A 16,281-nucleotide genomic window follows, 5' to 3' on the forward strand; every position below is an offset into this window, starting at 1 on the left:
AAAGGTTTGACTATTGAAGGGTGACTTTTCTTAATTAGAAGAATGGGGTGAAATTGGTGCAGCTGTCTTATAAGGAAGTAGGCGATCATACCCTTCCACTTATGGTATTTATTCATGGTGGTGGTGTGGGTGGCTGGATGTGGGACAAACAAGTTGTGTATTTTTCTAGGAATTTTCATTGTATAGTTCCAGAACTGCTGGGACACGGAAATAATAATGATGGGTTAGACTTTAGCATAGAACTTGCTGCTAAAAAAGTGAATAAGTTGATTGAGGAAAAGGAGGAAGGTAAGGAAATTCACGTGATTGGTTTTTCGTTAGGTGCTCAGGTGTTAATTGCCATGCTAAGCATGAAGCCAAACCTCATTGATTATGCTGTGATCAACAGCGCCTTAGTAAAACCAGTTCCATTTGCAAAGACCCTTGTTCAATCAATGATGTTGTTTTTCCCGCTTGTCAAAAATAAATCATTTTCTAGATTCCAAGCAAAGTCAATGTATATAACAAACGATTATTTTAATCGTTATTATACGGAAAGTTGCCAAATAAATAAGGAGACATTTTATCAAGTTATGACTGAAAATATGTCTTTTGCAATTCCTCGAGGATTTAAAAATGTGAGGGCTAAATTGCTAGTTACCGTTGGTGAAAATGAGAGAAAGATCATGAAGGATTCAGCGAAGGAGATTGCTACATGTCATTCGAATTGTACTGGCGTTATCATTCCAGGTGTAGGACATGGTTTTTCACTTGCCAATCCAAAGGAGTTTAATAAAATGGTTGAAATGTGGGTGAAACAAGAATTTATTTCCAATCGTTTTAAACAAGTTGAATAATTTCTTCGTTTCACTATGGGGGACTTTTTTAGAGTAATACTTCGCTTGGGTCACTTATTCAAGAATAAATAAAACTCTTCTTACCACTAAGACTCATGGTGTAGAAGAGTTCTGAAAGGCCCAAGTTTACCTGACAAGTTATTTGAGTTTTTAATGCGTATCATTCTCTGGGAGTTTATCAACCTTTCGTGAATCCTCTGCATTCATCGCACTCTTAATCATGATAAAGAAGAAGTAAAGCCCTACGAAAAAAATCGTCATTGAACCGATTAATGTTAGCCATAATCCTAACACATAATCCCCCCCTTAGAGGATATATATGCGACGAACAATGGCTTATACATTAATTTCGTTAGGGTAATTATAATGAATTTAAAATGCAAGAAAGGTTGTACTTTTCATTTAAATCAGGACAGCCTTTCTATTACATCCGGTGGTCGACTCCTTGTGGTGGTTGTTCCATCCAATTTTCATTAATGGCAAATACAATTCCTAGACCATAGAATTTTTTCATGTCGTTTGAGATTTTCGTTAATTTGTAAACAATATCAGATCGTAAACTGGACGTCATTGCTTGGTTAATCATTGTAAAACAAAATATTCCTAGACAGGTATTTACAAAAAACAACATTAATTTGTTTGAAAATGGTGGAAGCGCGACGTCGTAAATTTGGTAGTCTGCAAAGGCCGAGACTGGGATATTTTCTTTCTCGAGCACCTCTTGAACGGATTCCATCACTTTGTCAATTCCATCGCGGCCCTTTTTAAAATGGTGGGCTAGTTCTTTAGTAGTTGCCATTTTGTTAAATGCAACAAAGACCATCTTCGAAAACTGTGCTCGATGGATGATACGGGTTAGATTTGCAATTTCAGCCGTATTGACAGGTCGTGAGGCACCGAAGAAGCCGTTTAGATATTTCTTGCTATCGACCATTTCGACTTGATCTTCAATGGTGATTTTAGGAGGGCTGTTATAAAGTCCTTTCTTTATTAATAGGGAAATAATCTCATCTTGGATGGTCATTGAGAACTTAATGGCCTCACTAAAATAAGCTCGGACATCTTTCCTTGAACAATCTGATAACGCACTAGGGTAGGTACTCATTGAGAGCAATGTTAAGTCATAGCAAAAGGAAATAATAAATGGGTCTGAAAACGCCTTATGGGCTTTAGGCCTAACATCTTTTTCTGTAAAACCAATTGGAACGGAAAGCTGTTCTTTTACGAAAATTTCTTTAAGCTTTTCTAAGCTCTCTTCTGCTTGTTTGGTCATTTTCTCAATGATTCTCTTCATTTCTTGGTCTTCAATGCTCTCAACAAAATATTGAAAAAGTCGTAGTTCCATACTACTTTTTAAGTAAGAAGACCAAATATTTGAGACTTCGGTTGCTGTTAATCTCATTAAGGGCTCATCTGTTTGGGTAGAGCGCATGTTACCAACTCCTTCCTATATATTGTGACTTTTGAAACGGAAATTTATAACATTGAGAATTGGGAAACATCAAAAAGCCCTGTCGGTTTCCGACGGGGCTTTTATGCTGGAAAGGATGAAGTTTAAAAACGTTACGAAATTTTCTTTAGTTCTTCTGTTAACCTTAAAAACTCACTTTTGTTCCGTTCAAGTAAGGACTGATCGATTTTCTTCTGGATTTGTTCCTTTTTGAAATTGAGGATCACTTGATCTAACACCATTTCAGCTAATAATGAATCCATCACATTGATTTTTGTTTGTGGTGAATTAAGCAACTTTTTATCCATTCTAATCACTCCTTGACCCTTTTTTCTATTATACTAATAATTTTTATAATATTCAAACAATTTATATTGGCAATTTGGACCATTTGTAAACAAAGGCTGATGGGGCAGTGTTTTGGAAGGGCATTTTGTTGCAAATAAAGTACTGTGGGCTTTTGAAAGGTTATAGGTTGGTTAATGCATCTTTTTAAGACTATATAGAGTAATTGTTTTTTAGTCCTCCTTTCGCTTTTTTTTAATCCTTTATTCTAGTCTTCGCCCAATGCGGTCTCTTCGGTTATTTCTAATAAGAGATTACTCCCATCATAACCTTAGGGAGAAATCATTCCTACAAATCTGTAAGATAATTTAACATGGTTTTTAGCAGCTGGTTGATAACTGGTTATTCCCTAAAAACAATCTGTTTAAACGTGAATTTTTTTCCTATATTTGGCGGGCAAAACAAAGCTGTGTGTCACATATTGTCTAGAAAAGCAGGTGGAAAAAAGGAGGAAATCTTTTATCGGCAAAAAACGCCTTTAGGATGGATTATTCATCCTGAGCGGGGATAAGAGCAGGTTAGATACCTATTCTGTCAATTTCTTGACTATCTCGCCTATATTCTGCTGACTTTCCCATATCCCCTTGTTAATGAATTTCAGCGTGTTACGATAGAATACGTGAGCTTAAAACGAACGGTTATGCGAATAGAATTGGAGGATATGCATGTTAGAAAATAAAACGATTGCTTTTATTGGAGCCGGCTCGATGGCAGAATCGATGATTTCAGGGCTCATTACTTCGAAAAAAATTCCTGCAGAACAAATCTATGTGACGAACCAATCAAATGTTGATCGACTGATTGAACTTCGGGAGACATATGGAGTGCAAACTCTTCCGAAAAGTACGTTGCCATATGAAAAGATTGATGTGATTATTTTAGCGATGAAACCGAAAGGGGCAGAAGAAGCTCTTACTTTTATAAAAGATAAAGTAAGGCCAAATCAGGTCATTTTATCGGTGTTAGCTGGGATTACTACTGGATTTATGGAAGAACATCTTCCTGAAGGTCAGCAAGTGATTCGGGTTATGCCGAATACATCTAGTATGATCCAAGAATCGGCCACAGCTGTTTCAGCTGGGAAAACGACGACACTTGAAAATATAGAGGTCGCGAAAAAATTGCTTGAGTCGATGGGGAAGGTTTATTTAATCGATGAAGAGCAAATGGATGTGTTCACCGGTTTAGCCGGAAGTGGTCCAGCTTACTTTTATTACTTAATGGAAAACATGGAACGCGTAGGGGTCGAACATGGAATGACAGAAGATACAGTACGACAAATAGTCGCACAAACAATGTACGGTGCCGCGAAAATGGTCCTTGATCGCGATGAAGCGCCATCGTCATTACGCGAAAAAGTAACATCTCCAAACGGTACAACGGCTGCTGGATTAGATGCACTTAGCAAATTCAATGGCGGTGGAGCCATTTCTGAAGCTGTGAAACATGCAGCAAAACGATCCAAAGAAATCAGCAAGGAACTTGAAGGGGCAAAGGTGACTCCCTGACTGCATTGGAACAAAAGGGCTGCGAGCGTACACAGGAGGTATTTGATGTTTAAACAAGAAAAGCAGATAAAAAGAGTTGTTATTAAGATTGGAAGTAGTTCATTAACAAGTATGCACGGCGAAATAAGCCGCCGGAAATTAGAGAATTTAGCGGACCAAATTGTTGCGTTAAAAGACGCAGGTTATGAAACGGCGGTCGTTTCATCCGGAGCTGTCGCGGCTGGATATCGAAAACTAGGTTGTATTGAACGTCCAACTTCCCTGCCGGAAAAACAAGCGGCCGCTTCCATCGGTCAAGGACTTTTAATGGAATCTTACTCTGAACTCTTTTTATCTCACGGATATGTTGCTTCGCAAATTTTAATTACGAGAAGTGACTTCTCAGATGAAAAACGTTTTGAGAATATGCAAAATACGATGAACGTGCTACTTGAACGCGGAATTATTCCGATTATCAATGAAAATGACACGGTTACTGTTGACCGTTTACGGTTTGGGGATAACGACACGTTAGCAGCAAAAGTGGCTGGTTTGATTGATGCGGACTTGCTCATTATTTTATCAGATATTGATGGTCTTTATGACAGCAATCCGAATGATAACCCGGATGCAAAGCTCCTTGAACGTGTGACTTGTATTACCCCAGAAATCGAAGCCGCAGCTGGTGGTTCTGGCAGTGCGGTAGGGACGGGTGGAATGAAATCAAAAATTGAAGCGGTGGAAATCGCCATGGCGGCTGGAATTGATTCCTTTTTAGGAAAAGCTGGCTGTGAAAATATTTTAATGGATGCTGTAGCGGGCAATGCAAGAGGGACTTACTTCGAACAAGATCCGGATGTAGAAAATTTAGATAATAAAAAACAATGGATCGCATTTCACTCTGGGCCAGAAGGGAATGTCATCATTTCAGCTCAGGGTAAAGCAGCGATTATTGATGAAAATCAAAACCTGTACCGTTCTGATATTATTGAGGTAAGCGGAGAATTTTGTCCAGATGCCGTTGTAAGGATATTTGATGAAACTGGGGTCGAACTAGGTCTTGGGCGAATCAATTATTCGAATGAACAACTTCGGGAAGATGTTTTAGAGACGGAAGCAAAAGCAGCAATCGAACAAGAAACCTTTGTTTGCTCACTTGATTTCAAATTACCGGCATTTGGTTAATAAATCTAGGAGGGATTGAATGAAGACGGCAGTTGTTCAAACAAGCACAGTAGAAGAACAAGCAATAAAGGCAAAAAAAGCAGCGAAAACGCTTGGGATTTTATCAACAGAAGAGAAAAATCAAGCGTTGTTAATGGTCGCAGATGCGTTAGAAGCGGAGTTTGAAGCCATTATTGATGCGAATAAAATTGACCTGGAAAATGGGAAAGAAAAAGGGTTTGAACCAGCGTTTATGGATCGGCTAGCTTTGAACAAAGAACGTATTTACAGCTTTGCAGAAGGGTTACGCGAAGTTGCGGAACTACCAGATCCGATTGGCGATGTGTTGTCAGCTTGGACGCTTGAGAACGGTTTGAAAGTCGAAGAAGTCCGTGTGCCACTTGGTGTGATTGGGATGATTTATGAGGCACGCCCGAATGTAACGGCGGACGCGGCAGGTCTGGCATTAAAATCTGGGAACGCGATTGTGTTGAAAGGTGGATCTTCGGCGTTAAATTCGAATCACGCAATTGTGAAAATTATTCATAATGCACTTGAAAAAACGGCGATACCAAAGGATTCGGTTCAGTTCATTGCCAGTACCGACCGCGAAGCAACGCAACAGTTGTTTACGATGAAAGAGCATATTGATGTGTTAATTCCTAGAGGTGGTGCTTCGTTAATCAATGCGGTGGTGCAGAATGCAACTGTTCCGGTGCTTGAAACAGGTGTAGGAAACTGTCATATCTATATTGATCATGAAGCAAATGTAGAAAAAGCAATCAATGTATTAATTAATGCGAAAACAGACCGTCCGGCCGTATGTAATGCAGCTGAGACTTTGATTGTTCATGAAGCATGGTTGAACGAAAATAAAGAAACGCTGGCAGTGGCTTTTAAGAAGAATGGCATTACTATTCATGGCGATGAAACGGCGGCTGCTTTGTTACCTGATGTTCAACCAGCAACCGAAAGGGATTGGGCAAATGAATATCTGAGCTTGGATATAGCAGTGAAAACAGTGAGCAACTTAGAAGAAGCGATTAATCATATTGATCAATATGGTACAAAACATTCAGAAGCAATCATTACTGAAAATAGCGCAACTGCTAAGAAATTTATGCAGTTGGTAGATGCGGCTGCCCTTTACCATAATGCATCGACTCGATTTACAGATGGAGGCGCGCTCGGTTTTGGAGCTGAAATTGGTATTTCTACTCAGAAGCTTCATGCAAGAGGACCAATGGGTTTGCCTGCTTTAACAACGCGAAAATATATTATGTCTGGTGACGGTCAAGTAAGATAGGATGAATAAATTGAATAATTTTTAGGCTGTTGAGCATTTTTGCTCAACAGCTTTTTTAATGTTTTTACATGAAGGCGTACACACACGAACCTATTTCAAGTGGACATACAATATTAGAAAATAAACTGGTGAAGAAGGGATTACTTATGTTTTATCGAAGAGAGCGATATTTGTTCCAAAGCAAGGACGTGGGTACGTTTAATCAGTTTTTTGATGAGTATTTATTGCCGGTTCAAGTGAAAAACGGTGCAAAACTGGTTGGAAGATGGATAAATGAATCTGAAGATGAGTTTCTGACCATATGGGAATATCCTAATTATGAGGAGTTTGTAAAAATAGAGGAACGCATTAAGAGAGATAAAATGTACCTTCAAATGCAGGAACAACAGCGAAAATTAGGAAGACTTTATACGCAAAAAGTGGAAGATATTTTAACATCAACAGGTGATTATGAGATCCCAAAACAGATTGTGAATGTTAGTGGTTATATCACGAATCAGGCTGGAGAGCTTTTATTGGTTAAAACTTATTGGCGGTCTGATACATGGGAACTTCCTGGAGGGGGAGTGGACAACGGTGAACATTTAGATTTAGCATTGTGCCGAGAAATAAGAGAAGAAACAGGAATGGAAGTTCGTTTGTTTGGTGTTTCTGGTGTGTACTCCAATGGCAACACGGTTTCTATTGTGTTTCGTGGAGAGTGCGTTGGCGGTAAATTAAAAACATCTACAGAAACAAAAGAAGTTCAGTTTGTTAAAATTGATGCGACAAATGTAAAGGATTATATTACGAGAGGTAAATTCATTCCGAGAGTATTAGATGCTATGAAGGACAGCTGCAGTCCGTACGAAGCGTTTAGTGTTCGACCATATGCACGGTTAAGAAGGCTGGATGGAGAGGAGCGGTACCAAGGAGATAGCTAGAATATTGCTTTTGTTCAACTGGTGTGATAGGATACTCTATGTACTAGATGACTGATTTTATCATTTGGTCATTACGGAATAGAGGTGGCGGATTTGGCGGTTGATCGCAGGCAATTGATTATCGATGCGGCAAATAAGTCGTTTTCATTATTTGGCTATAAAGCGACAACAATGGATCAGGTAGCAAAACTAGCCAATGTTGGAAAGGGAACCATTTACACGTTCTTTAAAAATAAGGAAGAGCTGTTTGATGAGATCATTCATTCTCTCATTCAGGAAATGAAAGCAGCAGCCGAGGCTGTGATGGATGACAAGCTTTCTTTTTATGAAAATGCGAACTTAGCGCTGTTTGAGTTACTTGAATATCGGAAAGAACATCACTTAATGATTAAATTGATTCAAGAAGAACGGGAAATGGGAACCCGTGAAGTATTAGAGGTATTGAAAAGACTTGAAGATATGATTATTCAATACATCAAAGCGATTGTACAAAAGGCTGTCGATAAAGGAGAAATCAAACCATGTAATCCTGAGTTGACCGCATTTATTATGTTGAAATTGTACGTTTCGCTGATTTTTGATTGGGAACAAAGTCATAAGCCTTTAGAGAAAGAGGAAATCTTTGAGGTGCTGAAACTACATTTAATGCAGGGATTGTCATATTGAGTACAATCCTATTTTTTACAGCGAAATGACCAATTGTCTAAAGTGGTCAAATTTTCATATCCGTGAATCTGCTTTTTTTATATCTTTTATTGACCATATGAGAAAATCAGTCAAAATGTAAAGGGGATGCATTATATGAGAAAATCTTTGTTTTTCGCTGAATGGAAACAAATCTTCAGCAATAAAAAAGTGCTTATTCCCGTTCTAGCGGTAATTTGTGTTCCAATTTTATATGCCGGTATGTTTCTATGGGCGTTTTGGGATCCGTATGCACAGCTTGAAGATTTGCCCGTTGCGGTAGTGAATCAGGACAAAGGAGCTGTTTATGAAGGCACTGAATTGGAGTTAGGAAAACAGCTTGTCGACAATCTAAAAGACAATGAAAGTTTTCAATTTCATTTTGTTTCAAAAGAGGAAGGTTATCAGGACTTAAAAAATCAAAACTATTATATGTTGATTGAAATTCCCGAGAATTTTTCGGAGAATGCAACAACTATTTTAGAAGATGAACCGAAAAAGCTTGAATTAAAATATGTGCCGAATGAAAGTCATAACTTTTTATCCGGTCAAATTGGTGAAACGGCTGTAAAAGAAATCAAGAGTGCCATTTCTAAAGAAGTGACCGCGACATATGCAGAGACTATATTTGACAAAGTCACTGAAATGGCAAACGGTTTTGATCAAGCCAGTGATGGGGCTGGAGAATTGCAAGATGGTGCAAAGCAATTGAATGAAGGCGCGAACACGCTTTATGACAACCTTGCTGTACTGGCATCTAAATCTCTTGAATTTACCGAGGGCGTTAACCGTGCTCAAACTGGTTCTGCTGAATTAGCAACCGGTAGTAGTGAACTAGCAAAAGGAGTTGGCCAATTGGCAGACGGAAGTAATCAACTGTTAGCTGCATCAAAAGATGTTCAATCTGGATCAGAACAAATAGCTTCAGGGGCTTCTGAGGTAAATGCTGGTCTCACCGAAATGGACGAGAAACTTCCCCAATTAGTTGCCGGGTCGAATCAAGTAAAAGCTGGACTACAACAATTTCAGAATGAATTACCAACTCAATTGGCTGATTCTATTGGGGAACAACTTCAGTCGAGTATGGAAGAAATGAATACGGGGCTGGATCAACTACAAAGTCAGTTGAGTTCACAAATGGCTGCGGAACTTGCTTCGCAAATCTCTAGTCAACAAGAAGCGCAAATGACACAACTGTTTGCTGCTCTACAACAAGCAGATGTCAATCCAACTGTGTTGAATGCGGTGAAGCAGCAGTTGGAGGAACAGTCACCAACAAGAGCAGAGCTTGAGAAACAATTACATTCGGCTATTCATGAAGGAATGGGTCAAGGGTTTACACAATACAAAACGGTTGTAAATGAACAGCTAACAGGTAGTACAGGGCAATTGGAAGCGGAAGTTAAAGCGGCAACAGAGCCTACTTTTAGTCAACTCATTAACGGAGTTCAAACCTTACATGACGCTCAAGTGCAATTACAGGATGGAGTTCAGCAATTGGCCGCAGGTTCGAATCAGCTTTATGATGGGGCTATGAATCTTTCATCAGGACAAAAAGAGTATGTTTCAAATTTTGTGGCTTTAAATGAAAAACTAAGTGACGCGAAGTCTGGGGCTAGTCAACTTGCATCTGGAGCGAACTTGTTAACAAATGGTATGTCTGAGCTGTCAAATGGTTCAGTGAAAATAGGCGACGGGACTCGCCAATTGGCAGATGGTTCCAAAGAATTAGCCGATGGAACAGTGGTTGTGGAAGATGGTACTACTGAAATGAAAGAGGCACTTGAAGATGCAGCAGAACAGGCAGGGTCTGTTGAGGCTGACAATGGGACCTACGATATGATGGGAGAACCTGTTAAAGTTCAAACAAAAGGGATCAATCATGTGCCAAATTATGGGACTGGTTTTGCACCTTATTTCTTATCGTTAGGGTTGTTTGTTGGGGCATTGTTGATCTCGATTGTATATCAATTGAAAATGCCAGCCGTCCGTCCGCGAAATGGAGTGGCGTGGTTCTTTGGGAAATTTGGCGTGATCACAATCGTTGGGGTCATTCAAGCACTATTAGCGGATGCGATTTTATTGTTAGGCTTGGGAATTGAAGTACAAAGTGTACCTTTGTTCTTGGTTACTTCCATCATCATTAGTTTAACATTTATGGCATTGATTCAGTTCTTTGTAACAACACTTGGCGATCCAGGCCGATTTATGGCGATTATTATCTTGATTCTTCAGTTAACGACAAGTGCAGGAACGTTCCCGCTAGAATTAATTCCAAAGGCGTTGCAGCCAATCAGCGCATTTTTGCCGATGACGTATACAGTACAAGCGCTAAAAGCTGTCGTCTCAAGTGGAGATTTCGCGTATATGTGGAGCAATATTATAATTCTATTAGCTTATTTGATTGGTTTCGCAATTCTTACAATGATTTTCTTTGTCATTCAATTTAAGAGTAAACGAGACTTGCTTCCGGAACAAGAAGCAGCATAATAGGTTAAATCGTAATGCAAATATAGTATTACGACTAAGTTTAGTATTTAAAAAGGAAAGCCAACTAACATATGGCTTTCCTTTTGCCATTCTAATTTGGAATGATGAGTCTGGCACCTCCCAGTTTTCTGGGAGGTGCCAGGCACCATCCAGAAAACTGGGAATTATTTTAGTTCGATTAGGATGAAACACTGGTCATCGTCTTGTTGATGGGAATTTCCTTGGGTGGCTATGGAATCGGTTATGTTTTCTTTTAATTGAACGAGTGGGCTTGTTGTGGATTCCGATAGGAGCGTTGCCAAATGTCCTGTTCCTAGTGGTTCGCCTACTCCATCGGTATACAAAAGCAATCGGTCACCAGGGGAATAAGAAATGGTTTTATTGTTATAATCGACTTCTTCAAACATTCCAATTGGTACATTCGTTGCTCCTAGTTCTTGCTGGTTCCTTTGTAGGTCTTGCCAAAAGGCGGGAGGATGCCCTGCGTTACAATATTCAATCTCTTGTTTTTTTGTATCAATTAATAGATAAATAGCCGTACAATAATGTCTTACTTCCTCATAATCTTGGAATAAATTATGTAAGTGATCGTCAAGCTCCTTCATGACTGTTTTTGTATTCATACCAAATGAAATTAACCGTTGAAAGAGAGAATGAAGAGACATTGTAATAAGCGCGGAAGAAATCCCGTGACCCATAACATCTAATAAAATAACCCCATATCGGTGTTTGTCAATTTGATAAAAACCATAAATATCCCCAGATAGTTCAGATGAAGCTTGATGAAAAGCCTCAATTTGAATATCGTTGGTTAGGATTGGTTTGGTTAAAGATGTCTTTTGAATCGTCCGAGCAAGTTCAAGTTCTCTACTTGTTTGTTCGTATAATTCTAGTAGTTTTTCTTGTTTATGCTTTAACTTGGTTAAGGCCCTTTCTAATGCTTCATTTGCTTGGTGCTTCTCGACAAGTGCAGCTTCTGCATTCTTTTTTGCAATCAGCAATTCATTTTCATATTCACTTCGCTGGCGAATTGGGAAAAGAATACAGTTCGTAACGGTTTCTCCATTTAGCGTTTGCTGTACCGCATTTACAATGACCGGAATCTCCCTTTTACTTGAAGATTCTAGTGATATATATAGTTCCTCAATCTTTCCTTTCACTTTTAAAAGTGGGACAAAGTAGAATTGATAAAACATTTGTGAAGGAACAGAAAGAATGCTATTAATTGATTTTCCGTTCAACTGGTCCATATGATAATCGAGAATACTGAGTAAGGTTTGATTGATGGAGACTATTTTGCCTTTTTCAGATAAAGTGAGAAAGCCACAAGGTGCATGATTCAATTGGCCATCCATTAATTTTAGCAACCAACAGCACCACTCTGCAAATATTGACGAATAACTTGGATCGTTTCTTCAGGGTCTGTCATATGGGGGCAATGCCCGATGGCTTGCAATTTTTGATACTTGCTGTTCGGAAGGTGTTGATGAAGATATTGGCCAACTGATTCAGGTGCAATCACATCTTCGGAACATTGAACAATGAAAGAAGGAACTTGCACCTTGGTTAAATCTTTCCGGTTGTCAGAGAAAAAGGTTGCTTCGGCAAATTGTCGCGCAATGACGGGATCAGTGGAACAAAATCTGTCCTCTAAATCGTCTCTAACCTCAGGATAGTTTGAGTTGTTTAATAAAGTTTGCGCAAACATCGTCGCCCAACCAAGATAATTTTTCTCCATCATATCGAGCAGCCCAATTAGTTGATCTTTTTCAAATCCACCATAATACTCTGGGGGATCATTCAGATAACAAGGAGATGGTCCAAGCATAATAAGGTGTGAAAAATACTCAGGCTGACGGAGTGAAGCAAGCATGCCAATCATACTGGCTACAGAATGGCCTATGAAAATCGTATTCTCCAAATTTAATGCTGCACAAACATCTAATACATCCTGTGCATAGCCATTAAGGGTACTATATTTTTTGATATCATACGCTTTCACATCTGACTGACCTGTTCCGACATAATCGAATAAAACCAGTTTGTAGTCGTTTGCAAAAGCTTTTGCTACAACCTCCCAAACGGTTTGATCGCAACCAAAACCAGGTGCAAACAAAATGGTTTGTGGTCCATTGCCTATAACCTTTACATTCTTACGAAAGAGGATATCTTTATTCATGTTTAACTCCTAACTAGAAAAGTATTGTTTAACACTGTAAAGATGTTGTTTAAGACATCATAACATTAAGTTTGCTGTCATTAAATGGATTTGGATAAAGCAGCTTAATTACATAACCAGTTAATCTTTTATTCATAAGGGTGTTTTCGCAAACAGTTGTTAAAATCTAAAAAACGATTTTAACGTGGTAGAAGCTATCTTGTAGGTACAATTTAAATTGCGTAGCTCTTTTCTCATCTGTATATGCTGTATGCTCTAAAACTCACCTAATAACCTTGTTATTATCTGGAAAACAACAAATTTTAAAAAAGAGCCATTCATAAAGATACTTGTCCAAGCAATTAATCGAAAAGAACATAAATATAGTAAAAAATGGAAATGGGTGGTTGGAATACTTGTGGATCGAATCATTTCTACCGGAATGAAAAAGTTGGGCTCACCTTATGTATACAATGCCCCGGCCTATCATCCTCGTTTTTACGATTGTAGCTCTTTTATACAGTATATATATGGAGTGAATGGTGTATTTTTACCTCGTAATGCTCGGCAACAATATAAAATGGGAACACTAATTTTGAACCAACGACTAAAAAAAGGGGACTTGTTGTTTTTTACTACCGGTGCACGGAAAAATCGAAAAGGGATTGCGAAAATTGGACATGTAGCCACATACATTGGTTCCAATAAAATGATTCATACGTATCGTCCGATGAACAAAGTAGTTATTACGGAAATTGATTCAGAGTGGAAAAAGAGGTTTATTGCTGCAAAAAGAGTCCTATAGAGTTGATTATAGGACCTGTAGCTATTCAATTTTAACTAATTAATAGAAGCATAACTATATAAAGGTTTGTAATTTCGGGAATGATTTACACTGTAAATCGTTTTTTTATTTTGAGCGCTTTACTAATACATTGTTATTTTCTGCAAGGTTGTTTTCGTAATAATTTTTGTTGAACATATTTAATTAAACCAGCTCGATTGTGCTATAAACTATTTTAACTAGCTAGTGAACCTTCTTCTTTACATATCAATCTTAAAGCTGTATTCCGTTAGAGTTTCTTTATTTATGGTTTTTCAATATGTAGGAATTTCAGAGCGTTTTTTTATAAAAGTATTGGTTAGAATAAGTAAAATAGCAGTAACTATGGGTCATTTAGGAAAAGGAGTGACTTTACATGGAAAAGCATCCATTAATCGTGGATACAAACTGGTTGGCTGAAAGATTGGACGACCCAAAACTTAGAATCATAGATGCAACAACCTTTTTGAAGATACCAGAAAACGGAGGGGAAACAGGGATATGGTCTGGGCGAGATGCGTATGAAAAAGGGCATATTCCTGGGGCGGTTTTTGCAGATTTACTAACTGATTTATCAGATCCTGAGGCAAAGCTTCCGATGACTGTGCCTCCTCGTGACCAATTTGTTAAGAAAATGGAAGAACTAGGTGTAGGGGATGGTACCTATGTGGTGATTTATGACCAGGGTGCAATGGTGGGTAGTCCAGTAGTTGCTGCTCAATGGGCTTCTCGCCTTGCTTGGCAATTAAGGTATGAGGGGTTTGATGAGATTTCCGTGTTAGAAGGTGGATTTCAGAAATGGAAGGATGAAGGAAGACCAGTATCAACCGAATCCGGACATTATCCACCTGCTGAGTTTACAGGACAGCGTCGCCCTGACCTTTTGGCTACGAAAGAAGATGTGAAAAAGGCGATGAAGGATGATAAAGTCGTTTTAATTAACAGCTTGTCGCCTGCTGATTTCCGTGGCGAAACGGATACATATCCGCGTAAAGGACATATCCCAAGCAGTGTAAATGTGTTTTTTGGCCAGCATGCTGATGAAACAACTAGGAAAGTCCACGATGAGGAAACGTTGCGACAAACATTTGAAAAAGTGGGGGCACTTGATCCAAATAAAAAAGTGATTACCTATTGTGGTGGTGGCATTGCAGCCACTTGGAATGCGCTGATCTTAAATAAACTTGGACAGAAAAATGTTGCCGTATATGATGGCTCCATGAATGAATGGGCAAGCGATCCGGATTGTCCATTGGTTACAGGTGAATAAATGTAAATGGGAAAAAGATAAAAGATCAAACTCTTCTTGTAGGTTTGATCTTTTATCTTTTATGAGCAGGTATTTTATGTTCATTTCATTTTGTAGGGCCTCTCTTAGAGAGTGTGGTTTGTACCTGTTTAAAGCTAGTAATTTAAGATAGATGCTGTGGAAGAGAGATTTAAATGGTATGGAAGAAGGATTGAAATCAAGGTAGACTTTTGAGATAGTAGCTTTATATTTTCGTATCAACGATGCAGGGCGGGAGGAGAGAAAATGGAATATAAGGTACTAGCTCTAGACTTAGATGGAACGGTGTTTAACAGCAAGAAAGAAATCGATAAAGAGACAATTCAAGCTATTCATGAGTATAAAGACCGCGGGGGAACAGTTGTCATCTGTAGTGGGCGCTCACCACTTTCAACGAAATGGGTATCAGAAACACTTGGTCTCGATGATCCGATCGTGGCTTATAATGGTGCTGTCTTTCAAGAAGCAAACGGACAAATTTTAGCACAGGCTGCTTTTTCACAACAGGGGATATTAACGTTTCTTGAGGCTTGTGAAAGGTACGATGTTTATGGGCATTTATACGAAGGAGACCATCTGCTAGTACCAGAGCGGAATCGGTGGAATAACAACTGGATTGAAAACAATATCCCCGCGTTACATTTTTCGGGTGGAAAAAAAGAAACTTGCGAATATTTTCGCCGTCAATGTAGTGTTAAACAGATTGATGACCTCCAAGATTATGTCTCAGCCAATACTCCTCAAATCTTAAAATTTGCAGCGTTTCGGAAGGATGAAAAGCAATTCCATGAGTTTAGACAATATTTGAATGGGCTAAACAACGAATTCGTCGTAAGCAGCAGTCTTGATTTTTTAAACCTAGAGATTTCTCCTGTTAACACCACAAAGGGCACCGCCTTGAGTGAGTTAATTCAGTCTTTATCATTTGAATGGTCAGAGGTGGCAGCGATTGGGGATAATTTTAACGATGTTGATATGCTACAATCAGCAGGTTTAGGAATTGCGATGGGGAACGCCCCAGAAGAGGTAAAGGCAAAAGCGAATACAGTGACAACGGCGAATGATGAGTTAGGAGTTGCGAAAGCCATCAAAGAAAGGATGTTGTCGTAAAGTTTGTTGTTAAAATCCTAAAGCCGATTTTAAAGCGAAATAAGCCTTTCTCTGCGTTACTACTTGATTCTCATTTTGTAAACGAACTTTTTAAAGGAATTATAGCTAAAGCACATTCTATATTTCCTTTAAAAAGAAAGTAACAATCCTTGAGAAAGAGCCTAAAAGAAATAGTATATAAATAATCTAATATTCCAGGTGGAGCGATGTAGTTGCT

General features: G+C 38.8%; 15 protein-coding genes. 10 read left to right on the top strand and 5 right to left on the bottom strand.

Features of this window, described 5'->3' with window-relative positions; translation table 11 throughout:
- Positions 1–56: 56 nt before the first annotated feature.
- A complete protein-coding gene (locus tag M3182_RS17450) occupies positions 57–836 on the top strand; it encodes an alpha/beta fold hydrolase (RefSeq protein WP_349775462.1) in 780 nt (259 codons plus the stop codon).
- 150 nt (positions 837–986) lie between these two features.
- Here the strand turns inward: M3182_RS17450 and M3182_RS17455 are convergent, their stop codons facing one another.
- The 3 genes from M3182_RS17455 to M3182_RS17465 all read right to left on the bottom strand — a co-directional run bounded on the left by M3182_RS17455 (position 987) and on the right by M3182_RS17465 (position 2,594).
- Positions 987–1,130, bottom strand: coding sequence for a hypothetical protein (locus tag M3182_RS17455; protein ID WP_251434837.1), 144 nt, complete (start codon positions 1,128–1,130; stop codon positions 987–989).
- A 130-nt stretch (positions 1,131–1,260) separates the two neighbouring features.
- Complete coding sequence (locus M3182_RS17460) at positions 1,261–2,268, bottom strand: DUF3231 family protein (protein WP_251434841.1); 1,008 nt, start codon at positions 2,266–2,268, stop codon at positions 1,261–1,263.
- 131 nt (positions 2,269–2,399) lie between these two features.
- The gene (locus M3182_RS17465; protein ID WP_251434844.1) at positions 2,400–2,594 is read right to left on the bottom strand and encodes an IDEAL domain-containing protein; all 195 of its coding nucleotides are present in this window, start codon (positions 2,592–2,594) and stop codon (positions 2,400–2,402) included.
- Between the two features lie 702 nt (positions 2,595–3,296).
- Here M3182_RS17465 and proC point away from each other — a divergent pair.
- The 6 genes from proC to M3182_RS17495 all read left to right on the top strand — a co-directional run bounded on the left by proC (position 3,297) and on the right by M3182_RS17495 (position 10,685).
- Positions 3,297–4,139 (top strand): pyrroline-5-carboxylate reductase, encoded by an 843-nt coding sequence (gene proC / locus M3182_RS17470; RefSeq protein ID WP_251559242.1) that lies wholly within the window; start codon positions 3,297–3,299, stop codon positions 4,137–4,139.
- A 45-nt stretch (positions 4,140–4,184) separates the two neighbouring features.
- A complete protein-coding gene (gene proB / locus M3182_RS17475; protein ID WP_251434851.1) occupies positions 4,185–5,303 on the top strand; it encodes a glutamate 5-kinase in 1,119 nt (372 codons plus the stop codon).
- A gap of 19 nt (positions 5,304–5,322) precedes the next feature.
- Positions 5,323–6,588, top strand: a complete 1,266-nt coding sequence (locus tag M3182_RS17480; protein ID WP_251559244.1) for a glutamate-5-semialdehyde dehydrogenase — start codon at positions 5,323–5,325, stop codon at positions 6,586–6,588.
- A gap of 146 nt (positions 6,589–6,734) precedes the next feature.
- Positions 6,735–7,511 carry an NUDIX hydrolase gene (locus tag M3182_RS17485; protein ID WP_251559246.1) on the top strand — a complete coding sequence of 259 codons (777 nt, stop codon included), beginning with the start codon at positions 6,735–6,737 and terminating at the stop codon, positions 7,509–7,511.
- A gap of 93 nt (positions 7,512–7,604) precedes the next feature.
- The gene (locus M3182_RS17490) at positions 7,605–8,177 is read left to right on the top strand and encodes a TetR/AcrR family transcriptional regulator (protein WP_251434858.1); all 573 of its coding nucleotides are present in this window, start codon (positions 7,605–7,607) and stop codon (positions 8,175–8,177) included.
- Positions 8,178–8,312: 135 nt separating this feature from the next.
- Positions 8,313–10,685, top strand: a complete 2,373-nt coding sequence (locus M3182_RS17495) for a YhgE/Pip domain-containing protein (protein WP_251559248.1) — start codon at positions 8,313–8,315, stop codon at positions 10,683–10,685.
- A 164-nt stretch (positions 10,686–10,849) separates the two neighbouring features.
- Here the strand turns inward: M3182_RS17495 and M3182_RS17500 are convergent, their stop codons facing one another.
- On the bottom strand, positions 10,850–12,040 hold the full coding sequence (locus M3182_RS17500; protein WP_251434928.1) for a SpoIIE family protein phosphatase: 1,191 nt from the start codon (positions 12,038–12,040) through the stop codon (positions 10,850–10,852).
- 5 nt (positions 12,041–12,045) lie between these two features.
- Positions 12,046–12,864, bottom strand: a complete 819-nt coding sequence (locus M3182_RS17505; RefSeq protein ID WP_251559250.1) for an alpha/beta fold hydrolase — start codon at positions 12,862–12,864, stop codon at positions 12,046–12,048.
- Positions 12,865–13,261: 397 nt separating this feature from the next.
- On the opposite strand from M3182_RS17505, the gene M3182_RS17510 reads away from it, so the two are divergent.
- The 3 genes from M3182_RS17510 to M3182_RS17520 all read left to right on the top strand — a co-directional run bounded on the left by M3182_RS17510 (position 13,262) and on the right by M3182_RS17520 (position 16,064).
- Complete coding sequence (locus M3182_RS17510) at positions 13,262–13,648, top strand: C40 family peptidase (protein ID WP_251434863.1); 387 nt, start codon at positions 13,262–13,264, stop codon at positions 13,646–13,648.
- 394 nt (positions 13,649–14,042) lie between these two features.
- A complete protein-coding gene (locus tag M3182_RS17515) occupies positions 14,043–14,936 on the top strand; it encodes a sulfurtransferase (protein WP_251559252.1) in 894 nt (297 codons plus the stop codon).
- A 264-nt stretch (positions 14,937–15,200) separates the two neighbouring features.
- A complete protein-coding gene (locus tag M3182_RS17520) occupies positions 15,201–16,064 on the top strand; it encodes an HAD family hydrolase (protein ID WP_251559254.1) in 864 nt (287 codons plus the stop codon).
- The last annotated feature ends 217 nt before the right edge of the window (positions 16,065–16,281 follow it).

The organism is Mesobacillus maritimus, assembly GCF_023715205.1.
Lineage (GTDB): Bacteria > Bacillota > Bacilli > Bacillales > Cytobacillaceae > Mesobacillus_B > Mesobacillus_B maritimus_C.

Coding starts and splice junctions, on each gene's coding strand:
- M3182_RS17460 (WP_251434841.1), bottom strand. CDS start 2,268: ATGCGCTCTACCCAAACAGATGAGCCCTTAATGAGATTAACAGCAACC.
- M3182_RS17465 (WP_251434844.1), bottom strand. CDS start 2,594: ATGGATAAAAAGTTGCTTAATTCACCACAAACAAAAATCAATGTGATG.
- proC (WP_251559242.1), top strand. CDS start 3,297: ATGTTAGAAAATAAAACGATTGCTTTTATTGGAGCCGGCTCGATGGCA.
- proB (WP_251434851.1), top strand. CDS start 4,185: ATGTTTAAACAAGAAAAGCAGATAAAAAGAGTTGTTATTAAGATTGGA.
- M3182_RS17480 (WP_251559244.1), top strand. CDS start 5,323: ATGAAGACGGCAGTTGTTCAAACAAGCACAGTAGAAGAACAAGCAATA.
- M3182_RS17485 (WP_251559246.1), top strand. CDS start 6,735: ATGTTTTATCGAAGAGAGCGATATTTGTTCCAAAGCAAGGACGTGGGT.
- M3182_RS17495 (WP_251559248.1), top strand. CDS start 8,313: ATGAGAAAATCTTTGTTTTTCGCTGAATGGAAACAAATCTTCAGCAAT.
- M3182_RS17500 (WP_251434928.1), bottom strand. CDS start 12,040: ATGGATGGCCAATTGAATCATGCACCTTGTGGCTTTCTCACTTTATCT.
- M3182_RS17505 (WP_251559250.1), bottom strand. CDS start 12,864: ATGAATAAAGATATCCTCTTTCGTAAGAATGTAAAGGTTATAGGCAAT.
- M3182_RS17515 (WP_251559252.1), top strand. CDS start 14,043: ATGGAAAAGCATCCATTAATCGTGGATACAAACTGGTTGGCTGAAAGA.
- M3182_RS17520 (WP_251559254.1), top strand. CDS start 15,201: ATGGAATATAAGGTACTAGCTCTAGACTTAGATGGAACGGTGTTTAAC.